The sequence below is a fragment of the Achromobacter ruhlandii genome, assembly GCF_002082135.1.
GTDB classification, from domain to species: Bacteria; Pseudomonadota; Gammaproteobacteria; order Burkholderiales; family Burkholderiaceae_B; genus Achromobacter; species Achromobacter ruhlandii.
Genome location: NZ_CP017433.1, coordinates 2,289,594 through 2,308,660, shown reverse-complemented (window position 1 = coordinate 2,308,660; position 19,067 = coordinate 2,289,594). Strand labels below are relative to the sequence as shown.

General features: G+C 65.5%; 24 protein-coding genes. 7 read left to right on the top strand and 17 right to left on the bottom strand.

The features are described 5' to 3' along the window. Positions 1–57: 57 nt before the first annotated feature. Positions 58–708: a transcriptional repressor LexA gene (gene lexA / locus AruCF_RS10505; protein ID WP_049073185.1), complete on the top strand. Its 651-nt coding sequence runs from the start codon at positions 58–60 to the stop codon at positions 706–708. A gap of 114 nt (positions 709–822) precedes the next feature. Here lexA and lon read toward each other — a convergent pair whose 3' ends face one another. From lon to loiP, 5 genes are all read right to left on the bottom strand, one after another. Continuing rightward, positions 823–3,273 (bottom strand): endopeptidase La, encoded by a 2,451-nt coding sequence (gene lon, locus AruCF_RS10500; protein ID WP_049073184.1) that lies wholly within the window; start codon positions 3,271–3,273, stop codon positions 823–825. Between the two features lie 251 nt (positions 3,274–3,524). Beyond that, positions 3,525–4,823, bottom strand: coding sequence for an ATP-dependent Clp protease ATP-binding subunit ClpX (gene clpX, locus AruCF_RS10495; protein ID WP_049073183.1), 1,299 nt, complete (start codon positions 4,821–4,823; stop codon positions 3,525–3,527). Positions 4,824–4,918: 95 nt separating this feature from the next. Next, positions 4,919–5,572 (bottom strand): ATP-dependent Clp endopeptidase proteolytic subunit ClpP, encoded by a 654-nt coding sequence (gene clpP / locus AruCF_RS10490; protein WP_049073182.1) that lies wholly within the window; start codon positions 5,570–5,572, stop codon positions 4,919–4,921. A gap of 4 nt (positions 5,573–5,576) precedes the next feature. Next, on the bottom strand, positions 5,577–6,887 hold the full coding sequence (gene tig / locus AruCF_RS10485; RefSeq protein WP_049073181.1) for a trigger factor: 1,311 nt from the start codon (positions 6,885–6,887) through the stop codon (positions 5,577–5,579). A 167-nt stretch (positions 6,888–7,054) separates the two neighbouring features. Beyond that, a complete protein-coding gene (loiP, locus tag AruCF_RS10480; RefSeq protein ID WP_006386184.1) occupies positions 7,055–7,810 on the bottom strand; it encodes a metalloprotease LoiP in 756 nt (251 codons plus the stop codon). 260 nt (positions 7,811–8,070) lie between these two features. Between loiP and AruCF_RS10475 the strand changes: the two genes are divergently transcribed. Then, positions 8,071–8,616 (top strand): TIGR00645 family protein, encoded by a 546-nt coding sequence (locus AruCF_RS10475; protein ID WP_049073180.1) that lies wholly within the window; start codon positions 8,071–8,073, stop codon positions 8,614–8,616. Between the two features lie 90 nt (positions 8,617–8,706). Here AruCF_RS10475 and AruCF_RS10470 read toward each other — a convergent pair whose 3' ends face one another. The 5 genes from AruCF_RS10470 to AruCF_RS10450 all read right to left on the bottom strand — a co-directional run bounded on the left by AruCF_RS10470 (position 8,707) and on the right by AruCF_RS10450 (position 11,354). Next, complete coding sequence (locus tag AruCF_RS10470) at positions 8,707–8,913, bottom strand: cold-shock protein (RefSeq protein WP_006225311.1); 207 nt, start codon at positions 8,911–8,913, stop codon at positions 8,707–8,709. A 277-nt stretch (positions 8,914–9,190) separates the two neighbouring features. After that, complete coding sequence (locus tag AruCF_RS10465; RefSeq protein ID WP_049073179.1) at positions 9,191–9,754, bottom strand: DUF924 family protein; 564 nt, start codon at positions 9,752–9,754, stop codon at positions 9,191–9,193. A 212-nt stretch (positions 9,755–9,966) separates the two neighbouring features. Further along, positions 9,967–10,170: a cold-shock protein gene (locus tag AruCF_RS10460; protein ID WP_006220190.1), complete on the bottom strand. Its 204-nt coding sequence runs from the start codon at positions 10,168–10,170 to the stop codon at positions 9,967–9,969. A gap of 374 nt (positions 10,171–10,544) precedes the next feature. Continuing rightward, complete coding sequence (locus AruCF_RS10455; RefSeq protein ID WP_049073178.1) at positions 10,545–10,865, bottom strand: hypothetical protein; 321 nt, start codon at positions 10,863–10,865, stop codon at positions 10,545–10,547. A 90-nt stretch (positions 10,866–10,955) separates the two neighbouring features. Then, positions 10,956–11,354, bottom strand: a complete 399-nt coding sequence (locus tag AruCF_RS10450) for a hypothetical protein (protein ID WP_049073177.1) — start codon at positions 11,352–11,354, stop codon at positions 10,956–10,958. Positions 11,355–11,479: 125 nt separating this feature from the next. Here AruCF_RS10450 and AruCF_RS10445 point away from each other — a divergent pair, with 125 nt between their 5' ends. Further along, positions 11,480–11,770 carry a DUF2513 domain-containing protein gene (locus AruCF_RS10445; protein ID WP_049073176.1) on the top strand — a complete coding sequence of 97 codons (291 nt, stop codon included), beginning with the start codon at positions 11,480–11,482 and terminating at the stop codon, positions 11,768–11,770. Positions 11,771–11,845: 75 nt separating this feature from the next. On the opposite strand, the gene AruCF_RS10440 is transcribed toward AruCF_RS10445, so the two are convergent. From AruCF_RS10440 to AruCF_RS10430, 3 genes are all read right to left on the bottom strand, one after another. Next, the gene (locus AruCF_RS10440; protein WP_049073175.1) at positions 11,846–12,118 is read right to left on the bottom strand and encodes a hypothetical protein; all 273 of its coding nucleotides are present in this window, start codon (positions 12,116–12,118) and stop codon (positions 11,846–11,848) included. A gap of 124 nt (positions 12,119–12,242) precedes the next feature. Further along, a complete protein-coding gene (locus AruCF_RS10435; RefSeq protein ID WP_049073174.1) occupies positions 12,243–12,638 on the bottom strand; it encodes a RidA family protein in 396 nt (131 codons plus the stop codon). Positions 12,639–12,664: 26 nt separating this feature from the next. Beyond that, positions 12,665–13,816 carry a DSD1 family PLP-dependent enzyme gene (locus AruCF_RS10430; protein WP_049073173.1) on the bottom strand — a complete coding sequence of 384 codons (1,152 nt, stop codon included), beginning with the start codon at positions 13,814–13,816 and terminating at the stop codon, positions 12,665–12,667. A 143-nt stretch (positions 13,817–13,959) separates the two neighbouring features. Between AruCF_RS10430 and AruCF_RS10425 the strand changes: the two genes are divergently transcribed. Continuing rightward, positions 13,960–14,877, top strand: coding sequence for a LysR family transcriptional regulator (locus AruCF_RS10425; protein ID WP_049073172.1), 918 nt, complete (start codon positions 13,960–13,962; stop codon positions 14,875–14,877). Positions 14,878–14,901: 24 nt separating this feature from the next. Here AruCF_RS10425 and AruCF_RS10420 read toward each other — a convergent pair whose 3' ends face one another. Beyond that, positions 14,902–15,300: a RidA family protein gene (locus tag AruCF_RS10420; protein ID WP_049073171.1), complete on the bottom strand. Its 399-nt coding sequence runs from the start codon at positions 15,298–15,300 to the stop codon at positions 14,902–14,904. 45 nt (positions 15,301–15,345) lie between these two features. Continuing rightward, a complete protein-coding gene (locus AruCF_RS10415; RefSeq protein WP_049073170.1) occupies positions 15,346–16,536 on the bottom strand; it encodes an MFS transporter in 1,191 nt (396 codons plus the stop codon). A gap of 136 nt (positions 16,537–16,672) precedes the next feature. On the opposite strand from AruCF_RS10415, the gene AruCF_RS10410 reads away from it, so the two are divergent. The 3 genes from AruCF_RS10410 to AruCF_RS10400 all read left to right on the top strand — a co-directional run bounded on the left by AruCF_RS10410 (position 16,673) and on the right by AruCF_RS10400 (position 18,276). Continuing rightward, complete coding sequence (locus tag AruCF_RS10410) at positions 16,673–17,251, top strand: TetR/AcrR family transcriptional regulator (RefSeq protein WP_049073169.1); 579 nt, start codon at positions 16,673–16,675, stop codon at positions 17,249–17,251. Positions 17,252–17,383: 132 nt separating this feature from the next. Next, complete coding sequence (locus tag AruCF_RS10405; protein WP_049073168.1) at positions 17,384–17,869, top strand: hypothetical protein; 486 nt, start codon at positions 17,384–17,386, stop codon at positions 17,867–17,869. A 101-nt stretch (positions 17,870–17,970) separates the two neighbouring features. After that, positions 17,971–18,276 (top strand): hypothetical protein, encoded by a 306-nt coding sequence (locus tag AruCF_RS10400; RefSeq protein ID WP_049073167.1) that lies wholly within the window; start codon positions 17,971–17,973, stop codon positions 18,274–18,276. 21 nt (positions 18,277–18,297) lie between these two features. Here the strand turns inward: AruCF_RS10400 and AruCF_RS10395 are convergent, their stop codons facing one another. Both AruCF_RS10395 and AruCF_RS10390 read right to left on the bottom strand, forming a co-directional pair. Then, positions 18,298–18,558: a hypothetical protein gene (locus AruCF_RS10395; RefSeq protein ID WP_231891601.1), complete on the bottom strand. Its 261-nt coding sequence runs from the start codon at positions 18,556–18,558 to the stop codon at positions 18,298–18,300. 137 nt (positions 18,559–18,695) lie between these two features. Beyond that, entirely contained in the window at positions 18,696–19,004 is a 309-nt protein-coding gene (locus tag AruCF_RS10390) for a carbohydrate isomerase (protein ID WP_049073166.1), read from the bottom strand. Positions 19,005–19,067 lie beyond the last annotated feature (63 nt).

Genomic DNA, 19,067 nt, shown 5'->3' with positions numbered 1-19,067 from the left:
TGTCCCCCAGAATGCCGCTGTATATATGTACAGTCCGATTCCAAACGGATCACCGCCATGGCCAGCAAACTCACTGATCGTCAACAGCAAATCCTGGACCTCATCCGGCAAACCGTCGCGCGCACCGGCTTTCCGCCCACCCGCGCCGAGATCGCCCAGGCATTGGGGTTCCGCTCGCCCAACGCGGCTGAAGACCATCTGAAGGCCCTGGCGCGCAAGGGGGCCATCGAGCTCACCGCCGGCGCTTCGCGCGGCATCCGCCTGAAGGATGCCTCGCCCGCGCAGACCCAGGCGCCGCTGCCCCTGCCGGGCCTGGCGCAGTTGCTGCTGCCGCTGGTGGGCCGCGTGGCCGCCGGCAGCCCGATCCTGGCGGCCGAACATGTCGAACGCGAAATCGGTGTCGACCCCGGCCTCTTCGCCCAGGCGCCCGACTACCTGCTCAAGGTGCGCGGCATGAGCATGCGCGACGCCGGCATCCTCGAAGGCGACCTGCTGGCCGTCAAAAAGGCGTCCGAGGCCCGCAACGGCCAGATCGTGGTTGCCCGCCTGGGCGACGACGTCACCGTCAAGCGCCTGCAGCGCCAGAACGGCCGCGTTGAACTGCTGCCCGAGAATCCTGACTTCAACGTCATCGTGGTCGAGGCAGACCAGGAATTCGCGCTGGAAGGCATCGCGGTCGGCCTGATCCGTCCGCACGCGCTGCACTGATCCGCCGCTTCCCTACAGGCGCGCGCCCCTCGGCGGCCGCGCCAAAAAAGAAACCCCGCGCAAGCGGGGTTTCTTTCATTGGGCATCCCTTGCGGGACGCCCCGGGGCCAGGCATCAGTGCTTGAGCACGGGATCCGTCGAACCCGGCTCGGCCGGCTTGGCGACCAGCGGCTCCTTGACCGCTTCGTCTTCAGCCAGCGGCTCCGGCAGGCGTTCCAGGGCCAGTTCCAGCACCTTGTCGATCCAGCGGACCGGCACGATCTCGAGATGGTTCTTGACGTTGTCCGGGATCTCCGCCAAATCCTTGACGTTTTCTTCCGGGATCAAGACCGTCTTGATACCACCGCGATGAGCGGCCAGCAGCTTCTCCTTCAGGCCGCCGATCGGCAGGACTTCGCCACGCAGCGTGATCTCGCCGGTCATGGCGACGTCGGCGCGCACCGGGATGCGCGACAGGGCCGACACCATGGCCGTGGTGATCGCGATACCGGCGGACGGACCGTCCTTGGGCGTCGCGCCTTCCGGCACGTGCACGTGCATGTCGTGCTTCTCGAACACGCTGTCGGCAAAGCCCAGGCGACGCGCCCGCGAGCGCACCACCGTGCGGGCCGCCTCGACCGATTCCTTCATCACGTCGCCCAGCGAACCGGTGCGTTGGATCACGCCCTTGCCGGGCATGTCCGCCACTTCGATCGTGAGCAGGTCGCCACCGACTTCCGTCCAGGCCAGGCCGGTCACCTGACCGATCTGGTTTTCCTTTTCGGCCATGCCGAAGGTGTAGCGGCGCACGCCGAGGTAATCGCTGAGGTTCTCGCCCGTGACGTTGACCGGCTTGAGTTCGAAGGTCTTGCCTTCGGCCTTGGCGCGGTCGCTCTGGGTCAGCAGCTGCTTGATCACCTTGCGGCAGATCTTGCCCACTTCGCGTTCGAGCGCACGCACACCGGCTTCGCGGGTGTAATAGCGCACGATGTCGCGCAGCGCGCTGTCATCGACGGTCAGCTCGGTATCCTTGACGCCGTTGTTCTTCATCAGCTTGGGCAGCAGATGGTCGCGGGCGATGTGGATCTTTTCTTCCTCGGTGTAGCCCGACAGACGGATCACTTCCATCCGGTCCAGCAGGGCCGGCGGAATGTTCAGCGTGTTGCTGGTGGCCACGAACATGACGTCCGACAGGTCGAAGTCGACTTCGATGTAGTGGTCCTGGAACGTGTGATTCTGTTCCGGGTCCAGCACCTCGAGCAGCGCCGACGAGGGATCGCCGCGGAAATCCATGCCCAGCTTGTCGATTTCATCGAGTAGGAACAGGGGATTGCGCACGCCGACCTTCGACATGTTCTGGACGATCTTGCCGGGCATCGAACCGATGTAGGTACGACGGTGGCCGCGGATCTCGGCTTCGTCGCGCACGCCGCCCAGGGCCATGCGCACGAACTTGCGGTTCGTGGCCTTGGCGATGGACTGGCCCAGCGAGGTCTTGCCGACCCCGGGAGGACCGACCAGGCACAGGATCGGCGCCTTGACCTTGTCCACGCGCTGCTGCACGGCGAGATATTCGAGGATGCGTTCCTTCACCTTCTCCAGGCCGTAGTGGTCGTTGTCGAGCACGGTCTCGGCGTTGGCGATGGAGTTGTTGATCTTGCTCTTCTTCCTCCAGGGGAGGTTGATGAGCGTATCGATGTAGTTGCGCACCACGGTGGCTTCGGCCGACATGGGCGACATGAGCTTGAGCTTCTTGAGCTCGGCATCGGCCTTCTTGCGCGCCTCCTTGGGCATGTGCGCGGCGATGATCTTCTTTTCGAGCTCCTCGATATCGGCGCCCTCTTCGCCTTCGCCCAACTCCTTCTGAATGGCCTTGACCTGCTCATTCAGGTAGTAGTCGCGCTGGCTCTTTTCCATTTGCTTCTTCACGCGGCCGCGGATCCGCTTCTCGACCTGGAGGATGTCGATTTCGGTTTCCAGCTGCGTGAGCAGGCCTTCGAGGCGCTCGGAGGTGCCGACGATCTCGAGCATCTTCTGCTTCTGCTCGAGTTTCAGCGGAAGATGCGCGGCGATCGTGTCGGCCAGGCGGCCGGCGTCATCGATGCCGGCGAGCGAGGTCAGGATCTCCGGGGGGATCTTCTTGTTGAGTTTTACGTATTGCTCGAACTGGGCGACGATCGCGCGGCGCAGGGCCTCGGTCTCGGAGCCCTGGACGGCATCCGGCTCGATCGGGGTGACCTGGCAGGTGAAGTGCGAATCGGCGTCTTCGATGCTGTTGATGCGGGCGCGCTGGGTACCCTCGACCAGCACCTTGACGGTGCCATCGGGCAACTTGAGCATCTGCAGGATGCCGGCAACGCAGCCGATCTCGTAGACGTCTTCAGGGGTGGGATCATCCTTGCCGGCGGATTTTTGGGCCACCAGCATGATGCTCTTGCCCGCTTCCATCGCAACCTCGAGCGCGCGGATAGAGCGCGGACGGCCGACGAACAGCGGGATGACCATGTGCGGGAACACCACGACGTCGCGCAGTGGCAGCAGGGGGAGGTCGATCGGGTCGGAAGGCAGGGTCTGGCTGGCAGACATAGGAGGTTCCTCGGTATGACTCGGCGTATCGGGGACAGGATGACCGGGTATACCCGGACAGCCCCGTCAGTTACGTCTGTTATGGGAACAATAGCCGAAAATTCAAGATCCCGGCGGCCGGATAAACAAAACCTTAAAAAAAACGGCGGCCGGCATCCTGTTTCATTGGACACTCTGCGGCAGTGTGCGTTCCATCAGGGGGCCGGAGACAAAAAAACCCGTTACGGAAACGGGTTATCTTGAAATATCCGTCAGGCCGCCGCGTCGCGGACTTCTCCGCGCTCGGGCTTTTCGGCCGCCCCTTCCTCGTCGGCGTAGATCAGCAAGGGCTTGCCCTCGCCTTCGATCGCGCCTTCGTCGAGCACCACGCGCTTGACGTTGCCTTGCGACGGCAGGTCATACATGGTGTCGAGCAGGGCCTGCTCGATGATGGAACGCAGGCCACGCGCGCCGGTCTTGCGCTTGAGCGCCTTGCGGGCGATGGCCTTGAGCGCGGCCGGACGCACGTCCAGTTCGGCGCCTTCCATGGCGAACAGCTTCTGGAATTGCTTGAGCAGGGCGTTCTTGGGCTCGGTGAGGATCTGCACCAGGGCGGCCTCGTCCAGCTCGTCCAGCGTGGCGACCACCGGCAGGCGACCGACCAGTTCGGGGATCAGGCCGAACTTGATCAGGTCTTCGGGTTCGACTTCGGAGAACAGCTCGCCCACGCCGCGCTCGGACTTGGCGCGCACGGAGGCGGAGAAGCCGATGCCGGACTTTTCGGTGCGGTCGCGGATGACCTTTTCCAGCCCGTCGAAGGCGCCGCCGACGATGAACAGGATGTTGGTCGTATCGACCTGGACGAAGTCCTGGTTGGGGTGCTTGCGCCCGCCCTGCGGCGGCACCGAGGCCACGGTGCCTTCGATCAGCTTGAGCAGGGCCTGCTGCACGCCCTCGCCCGACACGTCGCGGGTGATGGACGGGTTGTCGGACTTGCGGGAAATCTTGTCGATTTCATCGATGTAGATGATGGCGCGCTGCGCCTTCTCGACTTCGTAGTTGCAGTTCTGCAGCAACTTCTGAATGATGTTCTCGACGTCTTCACCGACGTAACCGGCCTCGGTCAGCGTGGTGGCGTCTGCCATGACGAACGGCACGTTCAGCATGCGCGCGAGGGTCTGCGCCAGCAGCGTCTTGCCCGACCCGGTGGGGCCGATCAGCATGATGTTGCTCTTGGACAACTCGACTTCGTCGCCCTTGATCTCGCCGTGGCGGATGCGCTTGTAGTGGTTGTAGACGGCCACCGCCAGCATGCGCTTGGGCGAGGTCTGCCCGATCACGTACTGGTCCAGGAACGTCTTGATTTCAGCCGGAGTGGGCAGTTCGGAACGAATCGCCGCGCGCGCGGTCGCCTGCGCTTCCTCGCGGATGATGTCGTTGCACAAGTCTATGCATTCATCGCAGATGAATACCGACGGACCCGCGATCAGCTTGCGGACTTCGTGCTGGCTTTTATTGCAAAACGAGCAATGCAGCACTTTTGCGTCTGCCGATCCCTTTTTTTCAGGCATATGTATTCGTATCTCAGGTAAAGAAGCGCCGGACCGGGTGAAGGGCCCGGCGCTTACTCAAACATGGCAACAGCGGGTGGGACTCAACCGGGAAGTCAGCCTTCCGAACGGGAGGTCATCACCTTGTCGACCAGTCCATACGATACCGCATCTTCGGCGGACATGAAGTTGTCACGTTCCGTGTCCAGGGCGATGCGCTCGATCGACTGGCCTGTGTTGTCGGCCAGGATGCGATTGAGACGCTCGCGCAGGTCCAGGATCTCGCGAGCCTGGATCTGGATGTCGGAGGCCTGCCCCTGGGCGCCGCCCGAGGGCTGGTGGATCATGATGCGCGAGTTGGGCAAGGAAAAGCGCTTGCCCTTCTTGCCTGCCGCCAGCAGGAAGGCGCCCATGCTGGCCGCCAGGCCGGTGCACAGGGTCGACACGTCCGGCTTGACGAACTGCATGGTGTCGTAGATGGCCATGCCCGCGTACACCGACCCGCCGGGCGAGTTGATGTACAGGGAAATGTCCTTGTCAGGATTCTCCGATTCCAGGAACAGCAACTGCGCCACGACCAGGTTGGCCGTGGCGTCGTTGACCGGGCCCACCAGGAAGATGAGCCGCTCGCGGAGCAGGCGCGAATAGATGTCGTAGGCGCGTTCGCCGCGCCCCGACTGCTCGATCACCATGGGAATGTAGCCCAGGCCGGTGGGGGTCACCGACGACCCGCCATTCATTGCCGCATAGAAATCGGTGAATCTCTGCATAGTGTTACGCCATCCCCATCAACTGATCGAAAGGCACCTTTTCGTCGGTGACCTTGGCCTTTTCCAGAACATGCGCGACGACGTTGTCTTCGAGCACGATAGCCTCGATTTCAGCACGACGCTGGCGGTCGGCCAGGTAATAGCTGACAACCTGGGCGGGTTGTTCGTAGTTTTCCGCGAACTCTTCGATGCGGGCGCGGACCTGTTCCGGCTTGGCCTGCAGCTGGGCTTGCTTGACCAGTTCGGACACCAGCAGGCCCAGGCGCACGCGGCGCTCGGATTCGGTCGAGAAGGCTTCGGCCGGGATCGGCACCGACTCGGCGTTCGGCACGCCACGCTGCTTGAGCTCTTCGCGGGCGGCGGCGATGCGGCTTTGCACGTCGTTGTCGACCAGCGCCTTCGGCACGTCGAACTTGCCGGCTTCGACCAGGGCGTCCATTACGCTGGCCTTGGTGCGGCCTTGCGAGCGCACCTTGACTTCGCGTTCGATGTTGCTGCGGATGTCGGCCTTGAGCTTTTCGACGTCGCCTTCGGCCTGGCCGAGCGACTTGGCGAATTCGGCATTCAGTTCGGGCAGCACGCCTTCAGCCACTTCCTTGACGGTGATGGTGAATTCGGCGGTCTTGCCGGCGACTTCCTTGCCTTGGTAGTCATCGGGGAACTTGAGCGGGAAGACCTTGCTTTCGCCAGCCTTCAGGCCGCGGGCGGCTTCTTCGAATTCCGGCAGCATGCGGCCTTGGCCGAGCACGAACGGGAAGTCTTCTGCCTTGCCGCCATCGAACGGCACGCCGTCGATGGTGCCGGCGAAGTCCAGCGTGACGCGGTCGCCGTCTTGCGAGGCGCGGCCTTCGCGGGCTTCGAACGTGGCGCGCTGCTTGCGCAGGACGTCCAGGGTCTGCTGCACTTCGGCGTCGGTGACGGCGGTTTCATAGCGGGTCACGGCCAGGGCCGACAGGTCCGGCACGGCGACTTCGGGGTAGACCTCGAACGTGGCGGTGAAGGCCAGCGTGTCATCGCTGACGCCTTCAGTCTTGGGTTCCAGGTTCGGGGCGCCGGCGACGCGCAGCTTGGCGCCATCGACGGCTTGTTCGAATGCACGGCCGACCTGGCTGTTGATCACGTCGTAGCGGATGCCGGGGCCATGGCTGCGCTCGAGCATGGCGAGCGGCGCCTTGCCGGGACGAAAACCGGGAACCTTGGCGGTGCGGGCCACGCGCTTCAATTGCGCCTGGACTTCCTTTTCGACGTCGGCCACCGAGACGGCCAGATCAACACGGCGCTCGAGGCCGGAGAGGGTTTCAACCACAGGCTGCATTAAAAGACCTATTTTCCGAGAGATATGAGATGACGGGCGGATAAACGCGGCATTTTACCGGAAACTTCCGGACCCCTGACGCAAAGGGGCGCGAGCACCCGGATAAGCCCGGATGCTCGCGCCCCGTTTTCCGCCCCGAAAGGGCGGCAAATGCCCGCCAGGGCGCTTTATTTGGCCTTGGCGATGCGATCTTCGATGTGCTGCGCGCGCTTGGCCGAGGACGGGTGCGAGCTCATCATATCGCTCTTGCCGCCGTCCAGTTCGGCCAGCTTCTGGAACGCCGTCACCAGACCGCGGGTGTTCAGCTTCTTGGCCTGCAGCTGGTCGAACGAGTAGTCGTCGGCGGCGCTTTCCTGCGATTGCGAGAACTGCGCGTTGATGAACTTCTCGGTCAGGTCGCCCAACTGCGACGAGTTCAGGGCGGCGACCGTGGCGCCACCGGCGGCGCCGGCGGCGTCGCGCGCGGCCGAAACGGTGTAGGCGGTCTGCATCGCCTTCTTGCTGTGGCCCAGCGCCACGTGGCCGATTTCATGGCCCACGACGCCCAGCACTTCGTCGTCGGTCATCATGTCCATCAGGCCGCTGTAGACGCGGATGCAGCCATTGGCCATGGCCCAGGCATTGACGTCCTTGGTGATGTAGACCTTGTAATTGGCCTTCTGGCCATTGACCGTGCCGCCCAATTGCTTGGCGATCTTCTGCAGGCGCACGTCGTACTTGCTGCCGGGGGCCGCGATCTTTTCCTGGGAATCGCTCTGCGCGCAAGCCTTGTCCGACAAGGTCTTGATTTCGGCATCGCTCAGCGTGGCGGCCTGCACCACCTTGCTGCCAGCGCCCACCAATCCCCCGATATCGAGGGCATGCGACGCGGAATAAGGGGCGAGTGCGACGGCCAGCGCGGCAACGGTGTAGCGGATCTTCATGGCAAAAACTCCTCTTGACTGACTCTGTGCGAGTGAGGCGGCAATTCTATATACGCCAAAAGCATTCAAACCGTTTCGCCACAGAGTTTCGCAAATGCGAATTTCTCTTACACAAAAGGCATGCGCGGGGCTCCTTACCGTGGTAAGTACCTGCGCCGCGACTCGGTGTTGTCATCAAAAACAGATTTCGGAGCAGTCCGAGATTGATAGAATTGCCGCCGCGGTTTTTCCCGCGCTTCCCATAACGGCTCGCACCCATCATGACCCCCCACACCCCTCCCCGCCTTGGCCTGCTGCCAAGCCTGATTTTCAGTTCGCGCTGGCTGCAACTGCCCCTGTACCTGGGCCTGATCGTCGCCCAGGGCGTCTATGTGATGCTGTTCCTGAAAGAACTTTGGCACCTGCTGACCCATGCCACCAGCTTCGGCGAGATGGAAATCATGCTGTTGGTGCTCGGCCTGATCGACGTGGTCATGATCTCGAACCTGCTGGTGATGGTGATCGTCGGCGGCTACGAGACCTTCGTGTCACGCCTGCGCCTGCAAGGCCACCCGGACCAGCCGGAATGGCTCAGCCACGTCAACGCCAGCGTGCTCAAGGTCAAGCTAGCCATGGCCATCATCGGCATTTCGTCGATTCACCTGCTGCGCACCTTCATCGAGGCGGGTACGCTGGGCACGCCCAACGCGCGCTTCTCCGAGGCCGGCGTGATGTGGCAGACCATCATCCACGCCCTGTTCATCCTGTCGGCGCTGGGCATCGCGCTGGTCGACAAGCTGGCCACGCCTTCGCACGCCAAGCACTGAGCGCCTTGCGCCAAATGAAAAGCCCCGCACAGCCGTGCGGGGCTTTTGTCTTTGTGGCGGGCCGCGCGGCGGCGCGCCACAACCCTGGGATCAGGCCGCTACCTTGATGTTCTTGGCGCTGGGGCCCTTGGGCCCCGTGCCAACCTCGAACGTGACGCGCTGATTCTCCTGCAGCGATTTGTAGCCTTCGCTGCGGATTTCCGAGTAGTGGGCGAACAGATCCTTGCTGCCGTCGTCGGGCATGATGAAACCATACCCTTTTTCGGCGTTGAACCACTTGACGATGCCGGTTGCCATGGAATTTCCTCGAACCTAAAGAAGCGATTGCTCGCGGGGCGCCAGATCATCAAGGATGGGAGAGGAAGCCACTGCAGCACCACTGACCGCGACAAGTTAAACGCAGACCGCGTCGCTTGAGAATCTCGCTGAACCCAGTGTATTGGCGAACCGCGAAAAACGTCAAATATGCGGCCATCGCGCAAGCCGCGCCGGGCCTGGCCGCACGGCTTTTTCAACTGGCCATGCGCCGATACAAGCAGATACGCAGAGGTCCTGGCGCCGTCCGGCACGAGTGTCAGCCGGCGAAGCCGCCCGAGTCGAGGAATTCCTGTTCCGGCTGCGTGGTCTGGCGGCCCAGCGCGGCGTTTCGGTGCGGAAAGCGGCCGAAGCGCTTGATGATGTCGCGGTGCAGGACGGCCCAGCGCACCGCGTCCGCGCCAAGCGGCTCCATCAAGGCCACCGCGCGATTCTGCGCGGCCAGGGTCTCGGCATGCTCGAACGGCATGTAGAAGAACTGGCGCAGCGCCGGATCGACCGCCAGGTCGTGGCCGGCGGCGATGGCGCGTTCGGCGAACACCAGCGCCAGCGGATCGGTGGCGAACATGTGGGCGGTGCCGCGAAAAGCGTTGCGCGGATACTGGTCCAGCAGGATCATGAGCGCCAGCGCGCCCTCCGGCGCATCAAGCCAGCCATCCAGCTGGCGCGCGGCGGCGGCCATGTGGGCCTGGCCGCAGAATTGGCGGAAACGCTCGTCGAACGCCGCGTCCTTGGTGAACCATTGCCGCGGCCCGGCTTCGCGCCAGAACGCCACGATGTCCTGCGGTTGCAGGGAAACTGGGGCGGATCCGGGGTGGGTCATGGGTATCGTCCTGTGTCGGTTGCGAGCGCCGCGCCGGGCGGACGCGGCGACGGAAAACTGCGGCAAGGATACCGCGAGCCCGCCGCAGGCGACGCGTTGGCCGCGCGCGACACCCGTGCGCCGCCCGCCGGGCGGCGGAAACGACAAGGCTCCCCGAGGGGAGCCCAGACGCAAAAAAGCCCCCGAAGGGGCTTTTCCGAAAACGCAGGACCTTACAGGACCTGAATCTTCGTGGCTTGCGGGCCCTTGGGGCCATTGGCCGTCACAAAGCTGACGCGCTGGTTCTCTTCCAGAGACTTGAAGCCCGAGCCCTGAATTTCGGAGAAGTGAGCGAACAGGTCCTTACCACCCGCTTCCGGGGTGATGAAGCCATAGCCTTTTTCCGAATTGAACCACTTAACGACGCCGGTTTCCATACTGTATTTCCTAGAGATAATGGGCAAATGCCCGGAGGTCACGAATCAATCAAGGAGGGGACAGTAGAACAATAACGCTGAGCCGGAAAAGGCACGGCACTGAACGAAAATCGCAACGCTTGTGATCGTGTGCCGACACTATCGTTATGTTCCCCTCACAAGTCAACATAATCCTAAAAAATACGTGCCAATAATGCAACAAAGAGAAACTGCGGACAGAATTTACACGTTTTCATAGGCAAAAAGAACGCCTGCATAGGTGTAAACACCCACGCATCATAAAAAAACAATCAAGGCTTATATAAATGCCCGCCCCCCAAAACTCGCATGAACTCATACGCCGTTTGGGCGGGCACTTTGGTTTGCCGCCAGGCTTACTCGTCGATAGGTAAACCCAGCAAGTCGAGTGCCGCGCCAAAAGCATCGGGACCCGAGCAAAGGAAAACCGCCACGTCGCCGGGATTGATATTCTCCAGGACCTGGTCGATTTGGTCTTGCGCATTATCAACATTGTCGACACTGGCAGCGTGTATGTCCGCTCCACCTTCGACCTTTTCGGGGGGCACGATATCGGCGATCGCGTTCAGATCAGTCACGCCCGTCACGACATAGGCGCTGATGCTCTCGCCATCCAGCGTTGTGTGCAGCTCAACGCCGCCCGCCACGTCGGCAACATGCCGACTCAGTATTTCCATGATCACTCTTCCTTGACTTGCGGGCCGAGCCCGCCTGGGCGCGCCCGCACGGATGCGCACACGCCCAGGCGCGACTATAACAGCCTTATGCTAAGACTTCCTGACAGCGGGGCCGAGCGACCGGCGCGCCGCGCCGGAGGTGGCCGCGACGCTGCGGGTGCGCACGCCGGCGGCGGTCAGCGCGGCCAGCAGCGGCTTCTGGGCGTCCAGGAACACGGCCTTCTCGTCGTCAGCCAGCTTGCACACGAACATCTGCGCCAGCAGCTGGGTGCGGCGGGCCTTGCGGTTGTCGGCCTCCTGGGCCAGCCAGGCGGCCACCCAGTCGGCGGCGGCCTGCGCGTCGCCCTGCTGCTTGATGTGTCCCAGCAGGTCGAACACGGTGACGCCGGTGATGGCGCCGTCCTCCGCACGGGTCAGGAAAAGCTTGGCGGCCTGGCCGGTATAGCCGGGGACCAGGGCGAGGCAATCGCGCTCGGCGGGTTTCTTCATCGGTACTGCCTGTAACGGTTGTCGGTAATCCCGCACTGTAACCCGGCCCCGCGGGCTGTCGCTTGGCCGCCACCGAACTCTGCTATCGTCGGCCTGTTTCTTCCCAACCTGCAACGGCGGACATCATGCAACGCGATTTCGATCTGGTCGTCACCATCCTGGGAGCCCTGCGCGACGCGCCCGGCCCCAACCTGAGCACCCACGACATCAAGGAAGCGGCCCTGGCCCACGAACAAGGCCTGCAACTGGTCGCGCACCACCTGGACCTGCTGGCGGACGCCGGCCTTGTCAAGCAAGTCAGCGAAACGGCGGCCACCGCCGGCGACACGCGCTGGCGCATCACCTGGAAGGGCTACGACGCCCTGGAACAGGATGAAGAGGACGAGGACGACGAGGATTTCGACGCCGAGGAATGAACCCTCCGATCAGCGCGGGCGGCGCGGGCCGCCGCGCATCGGGACAAGCCCCCCCGGCCGCCCGGCCGGGCGCGCTCAACGGTGCCGCAGGATGCGGCGCGTCAACAACGCCGCCGCCGCGCCGATCACCAGGCTGAACATGAACGCGGCGATCGCCAGCATCGCCGACTGGTCGCCGAAGCCGGCCGACCGCGAAAGCACCGCCACCGCGGCGCAGACCGCCGCCGCCAGCGCGGCCACGCCCGCCAGCACCCGGCCGGGTGAACGCAGCCGGCCGCAAAGCGAGCCGCCCACCAGCGCCACCGCCACCATGGCGGCCATGGACCAGAACAGGTATTCGTACTGCATGCGGACGGACTCCCCGGGGGTGTTGAGGCGCTCGCATTATAGGCGGAGGCGCATGCTATCCGTCCCCGAGATCAATCGCCGCGGGAGCCGCCTGGCGCGCCCTGCCCGGCCGCGGGCCTGATCGTCAGGCCTGCGACGCGACGGCGATGGCACTGATCTCCACCAGCGCGCCATAGTGCAGTTCACGCGTCGGCACGATGGCGCGGGCCGGGCGATGATCGCCGAAGCTGCGTTCGTAGACGCTGTTGACCTCGTTCCACAGACCGATGTCAGGGATGTAGACGGTGACGTTGACCACCGATGCCATCGACGCGCCCGCGGCCTGCAGGATGGCCGCCACGCTGCGCAAGGCGGCCTCGGTCTGCGCGGCCGCGCCTTGCGCCAGTTGCGGCCGCTCGCCGGGCTGGGCCGGCGGCAGGAACCCGAGCTGGCCGGAAACAAAGACGAAGCCGTTGGCGCGCACGGCCTGGGAGTAATGGCCGGCGGGCGGCGTGGCGTGGGGGGTGTGTATGGTGTCCATCTTGACTCCTGTCCGGGGCGGCGGGACTACCAGCCGCGAAAGCGCTGCCACTGGGCCACGACGGCGCGGTCGCCGCTGCGCACGACCTGGTAGGCGTCGTGCTGGGCGCAGGTGGCGCAGGCATGGTTTGGCACGATCCGCAGTCTGGTGCCCAGCGGCAGATCCGGCAAGGCGGCGGCGCTGCCCGCCCGCAGTTTGATGATGCCCTGCTCCTGGTTGGTTTCGGCCAACAGCAAGTCGGGGTAGACCTTGCCGTCGGCGTCGCATACCAGGCCGTACAACTGGTCCACCGGCTGTTTGGCGGTGCCACGATCGCGCGACATGGCCATCCAGCCCGCGTCCACCAGGATCCAACCCTTGTCGGGCTGGTGGCCGATCACCGTGGTCAGCACGGTGGCGGCGATGTCGTCCACGGCGCATACGCCGAGGCCAGCCATGACCAGGTCGAAGAATACGTAGACGCCGGCGCGCACCTCGGTCACGCCGGCCAGGTTGCGGGCGAAGTGGGCGGTGGGAGTGGAACCGACGCTGACCACCGGGCACGGCAGGCCGGCGGCGCGGATCGCCTCGGCGCAACCGACCGCGGCGGCGCGTTCCTGCTCGGCCATGTCGGCGATGGCCTCGGTGCTGCGGCAGCCGTAGGATTCACCGGCGTGTGTCATCACGCCGCGCAGACAGTGAGCCGCGTGCAAGGTGCCAGCAATCGCCAGCAACTGGTCGGTCTGGCCGGGTTGGACTCCCGCGCGATGGCCATCGCAGTCGATTTCGATCAGGGCGGGAATGGCCGCGCCCTCCTCGCTGGCGCGCGCGGCCACGGCGCGGGCGGCCTCGACACTGTCAACCACCACGGTGAGGTCGATTCCGCGGCGGCGCAGCGCCAGCACGCGATCGAGCTTGGCCGGGGCCACGCCCACCGCGTACAGCAGATCGGTCACGCCGGCGGCGGCGAACTGTTCGGCCTCCTGCAGCGTCGAGACCGCCGCCGGGCCTTGCGGACGGGCCATCAGGCGGCGCGCGACGTCGATCGACTTGGGCGTCTTCAGGTGCGGACGCAGTTGCACGCCGTGGCCAGCCATGAGGCCGTTCAGGCGCTCGATGTTGCGCATCATGCGGGTTTCGTCCAGCAACAGGCAGGGCGTTTCCAGCGTATCCAGGGTGGCGGCGGGAGCAGAGATCATGGCGATATCGACGGGACAGGAACGGGCGGGACGGACGGGAGCGACGCGGACGCCGCCCAGGCGGATCCGCATGCATGGAGTATGGCGCGCGCCGGGCCTTGCGTGTTTAATAAGGACTTAATCAATCATTAAGGCTTTCCTGAATGATCACGACAGACGACCTGCGCTTCTTCCTGAGCCTGGCGGCCACCAGCTCGCTGGCCCAGGCGGCGCGCGCCCTGGACGTGACGCCGCCGGCCGTGACACAGCGGCTGCACGCGCTGGAAAAGCGCCTGGGCGTGCGGCTGGTCAACCGCTCGGGCCGCGGCACCGCGTTGACCGACGAAGGCCGGCTGCTGGCGCTGCGCGCCGGCCAGATCTGCGGCGAACTGAATGAATTGGCCGATGAGCTGGCCGGGCGCCGCGGCGTGGTCGCCGGCCATCTGCGCGTGGTGGCGCCGCTGGGATTTGGCCAGCGCTATGTCGCCGGGCTGGTGGCCGGATTCCGCGACGGACAGGCCGACGTGACCGCCAGCCTGACATTGTCGGACGGCCCGCCCCGCCTGGCCAGCGACGACTGGGACGTGATGATCCATATCGGCGAACTGCGCGATTCCACCCTGGTGGCGTATCCGCTGGCGCCGAACCGCCGCATCCTGTGCGCCTCGCCCGCCTACCTGGCGCGCCATGGCGCCCCCGCCAAACCCGAGGACCTGCGCGACCATGACTGCATCGCGCTGCGCGAGAACGAAGAGGACGTCACGTTGTGGCGCTTCAAGCGCGGCCGCGGCCCGGCGGTGGGGGTGCGCATTGCGCCGGTGCTGTCGAGCAACGCGGGCGCGGTGGCGGTGGCCTGGGCGCTGGCCGGCCATGGCATCGTGGCGCGATCGGAATGGGACGTGGCCGAGCATGTGAAAGCGCGCACGCTGGTGCCGCTGCTGGCCGGCTGGAACCTGCCGGAAGCCAATGTGGTGGCGCTGGTGAAATCGCGCCAGGAACTGCCGGCGCGCACGGCGGGATTCCTGGCGCATCTGCGCGCGGCCTTCGCCGTCACGCCATGGCGCGACAAGCCCCAGGGATGAGCGCCCCGGGCCGGGGCCGGCAGGTCAGTCCAGCATCGCCTCGGCTTCGATCTCGATCAGCCATTCGGGCAGCGACAGACCGCTGACGATGATCCATGACGACGGCGGCGGGTCTTTCGGGAACCGATCGCGCAGCGCCTGGGCGATCACCTCCTGGTCTTCGCGCGCGGTTTCGCAGATGTAGATGCGCAGCATGATGACCTGCGCCAGGGTCGCGCCCGCGGCGGCCAGCACGCGTTCGACGTTGTCCAGCGCGGCCTCGGTCTGTTCCTGCAGGCCGGGCCCGACAGTGCGCTCATCGGCGTCGACGCCGACCTGGCCAGACAGCAGCATGCGGCGCTGTCCAGTGACGATGACGGCCTGGCTGAAGCCGTATTGCACGCTATTGAAAACCGTATCGGGATTGAGGACGGTCCGGGTCATGTCTGTTCTCCTGGCGGCCGGGGTGTTGAGGAAGTCATTCTAGGCTCAGGCCGTGGCCGGCGCGGGCCGGGCGGCACGGGCCGCGTACAGCGCCACCAGCAGCACCACCGCGCCGGCGCCGACGGCGGTCCAGAAGCCCGCGCCCACGCCGTGGTGGTCGACAATCCAGCCGGCCAACGCCGCCCCCGCCGCCACGCCCGCGCCCAGGCCGGTTACCAGCCAGGTCAGCCCTTCGGTCAGGCGCCGCCCTGGCACGGTGCTTTCCACCAGCGCCATGGCGATGATCATGGTCGGCGCGAACGACAGTCCCGCCAGCAGCACCCCCAGCGACAGGGTCAGCAGGTCGCCAACCAGCAGCAACGGCAAGGTGGTCAAGGCCGTGACACTGGCGGCGATCGCCAGCATGCGCGCCAGCGGCATCTGGAACTTCAGTACGCCGAATGCCAGCCCCGCGACGCAGGAGCCGAACGCGTAGGCCGACAGCACCACGCTGGCGCCCGCCGGCACACCCTGCTGGCGGGCGAAGGCCACGCTCAATACATCGATGGTGCCGACGATGACGCCCATCGCGGCCATCATGGTGGTCAGTTGGCGCATCAGCGGCACTGCCAGCACGGAGGTTTCACGGCCCTCGACGCGCGGCTGCACCGCCGGCGCGGTGGACCGCTGCATGACGAATGCGGTGACCCCCAGGCCCAGCAGCAACGCCGCGCCAAGCGGGCCGGCCTCCGGGAACAGGATCACGCACAGGCCCACCGCCAGCGGCGGCCCGATAATGAAGCTCAACTCATCCAACACCGATTCGAGCGCGTAGGCGGTGCGCAGCTGCGGGCGGTCGCGATAGATTTCCGTCCAGCGCGCCCGCGCCATGGCGGGCATGCTTGGCAGGCTGCCGGCCAGCGCCGCGAACACGAACAAGGTCCAGTCGGGCGCCTGCAGGCGCACGCACAGGGCCAGGCCAGCCAGGCCGGCCACGCTGGCGCCGGCAGCCAGCGGCAGGATGCGTCCCTGTCCGTGGCGATCCACCAGCCGCGAAATGCGCGGGGCCAGCAACGCCGTCGCCAGCGCGAACGTGGCCGCCACCGCCCCCGCCAGGGTGTAGGCGCCACGCACCTGGGACAACATGGTGATGATGCCGATGCCGATCATGGGCAGGGCCAGCCGCGCCACGGCGCAGGCGGCAACGAAACCGGCGGCGCCGGGCGCCTGGAACAATTCGCGATAGGGATTCGACACCCGATACCTCTGGGGTTGTTGCAGGCCGGGGGCAACGGCCACCGGACAGATTGACATACGTAACGTATGTGAGATCGTATTCACCTACGGGGTGAATGTCAATTAACATACGCCCCGTAGGTGAATGGAGCCTGACATGTCGCGATCACGCGCCGAGATGATTGAGGAAACCCGCGGAAAACTGCTGGCGACGGCGCGCGCGTCGTTCCGCCGCGCCGGCTACGCGGGCACGTCGATGGATGATCTGACCGCGGCCGCGGGACTGACCCGAGGAGCGTTGTATCACCATTTTGGTGACAAACAGGGTCTTCTGGCCGCGGTCGCCGCGCAGATCGACGGCGAAATGGAGCTGCGGCTGCAGGCCATTTCCCGAGACGCGCCCGACGCCTGGACCGCCCTGCGCGAGCGCTGCCGCGCGTATCTGGCGATGGCGGCCGAACCTGAAATCCGCCGGATCGTGCTGCAGGACGCGCGCGCGATTCTGGGCCAGGCGGCCTCCGTGCAGGAACAATGCACCGCCTCCCTGGCCGACCTGTTGCGGGCGCTGATGGAACAGGGCGCGATCGCGCCGGCCGAGCCGCGCGCGCTGGCCCGCATGCTGCACGGCGGCTTGGCCGAGAGCGCCCTATGGATTGCCGAGGATGAGGGCCAGACACGCCTGGCGCCGGCCCTGCAAGCGCTTGATCTGCTGCTGCAAGGCCTGCGCCAGCCCTGATCCCCGTCCGGGCGCGAGACAGCCCTCGCCGCAAACGCCGCCGTCGCGCATAATGCAGCACAACGCGCCCGGCCCCCGCCTCTGGCGGCCCGCCACGCCCTCTCCCGCAACCTGGATTTCTTGCCCCGCAACATGAAGCTCCTGCGCCATTCCTTCCTGGCCGCCCTGCTTGGCTCGGCCGCGCTGTCGGCCGTCGCGTCCGCCCAACCGCCGGCGCCGGAGATCGCGCAGGCCTTGGTGGGCAAGTGGCGGCACCAGACCATGCTGCGCACGGTCGACGGCCAGGCGCTGCCGCCGCAGCCCTCGGGCGGCGCGGGCGTGGCCGAATTCCGCAGCGACGGCACCTGGTCGATGCAAGGGCCGGACGCGGTATCCAGCGGCACCTATCGCTGGCTCGACGCCAAGCGCATCGAACAGACGCTGGAGCAGTCCACCACCCGATACGAGATCGGCGTGGCGTCCATCCGCTACGTGAAGATACAGGGCGACCACCTGACCCTCACTCGCGTCCAGGATCGCAAGGAAATCGACAAATTGATGCCGTCGCCGGCGCCGGATGCCAGGCGTCCGGACCAACTGATCGTGACCAACATTTTCACCCGGCTCCAGGCGGACTGACCCGCGACCGCGCCCGCCAGGCGCGGCATCCGCCAGACGCGGTATGGAAGATTGCAACCTTCTTTGCTACGCTGGGTCACACCCGTGGAGGCCATACGACCATGAAACCCAAGATCCGCGTGCTCTGCGTGCAGCCCTCGTCGGTATCGGCGCGCTTCGCCTTCCTGGCGATCGCGCTGCGTTGGTCGTTGGGCGCCACTCCCCGGCCGGCGCGTTTGCGGATCGGGCCCCACGACCTGGCTCCGGTGGGCTCCGAGGCCGCGTTCTGGCTGTTCGCCCTGCGCCATGCGCTGTCGTCGCAATCGATGCTGGTCACGCGCGGCGACCACTGGGACGTCGCCGCCTCGGTCGACGGCGACGAAATCCGCGCCTTTGGGCGCAAGTTCGCCCTGCGCCAGTGCCTTTGAGGCGGCCACCGCCCGCGCCTTTTACAGGCGGATGGGCGGCTTGCGGTGATACGCCGCCAATTGCTCGGCGGTCCAGCGTTGCCGCGCCTCTTCCTGGCAACATGTCCTGAATACCTGGGCGCCGATGTCCAGGAAGCGTCGCATGTCCTCCTCGGTCAGCTTACCCTGCACCCTCATCAGGCAGTCCGCGTAGGCGGACAGGATGCCATCCCAACCTTCAGGTTTGCCAGGCGCGACGGGTTTACTGATCATGCGGGCCATCATCTCACTATGGTCCATCATGCTGTTTCCCCCAGAAGCCTCGCCGCGGCCGCAAGGAACCCGGCGATATCACCCGGCAGGCGGCAGCAAGCGCCATGCCCGGCCGACCGCACCGGGCAGATGACGCCAGCACCGTGGAAAAATTACCAGGGGGCCGGTCAGAATTCCGGCAGGTCGAACACGGTGTGCAGGGTGGAACTGGGGACCGGCACGGAAGCCAGGTGTTCACGCCCGTCGTCGTCGGTCAGCACGCGCACCGCGCGCGACGCCACCGACACGCCATCCACGCTGATCAGGGTCTCGACATCGGCGCCCGCCCTGATCGCCTCGATCACTTCGGACGCGGCCGCAGTCACGGGTTCGCTGACCCAGCCGGGGACGCCGCGCTCGGCCAGGCCCCACCGCACGTAGGCGATATGGCCGCTGACGGCATCTTTACGAACGGCGACGATCGCGTAAAACGACATCCGGGCTCCCCTCAGACTTGGTGGCCCGGATCGTATAACAACTTCGCGGATTCGCGATGACAG